The following is a 208-nucleotide window of genomic DNA, read 5'->3' as shown; positions in this document are numbered from 1 at the left end:
ACGGCGGTACGCCGATAGAAACCCACATCCCCGATGATCTCGTAGGGGACACGGGCGTGGAGCAATGCTTCCTCCAGCGTTCGGGAAAGCCGGTTCTGGCGGTAAATGATAGCCATGTCATGACAGGCGACGCCGGTCGCTGCGCGACGGCCAATCTCCCGGACGATCGCCGCAGCTTCCTCGGTGGCGTAGGAGAACCCCAGAACCT

The 208-nt window shown here is 62.5% G+C and carries 1 protein-coding gene; it reads right to left on the bottom strand.

The features are described from left to right. Positions 1 to 208: 3'-5' exonuclease (locus B7449_RS18330; protein ID WP_276325875.1), on the bottom strand; the 208-nt coding region annotated here is incomplete at both ends.

The organism is Komagataeibacter intermedius TF2, assembly GCF_000964425.1.
Lineage (GTDB): Bacteria > Pseudomonadota > Alphaproteobacteria > Acetobacterales > Acetobacteraceae > Komagataeibacter > Komagataeibacter intermedius.
This window is presented reverse-complemented; position numbering and strand designations above follow the sequence as displayed.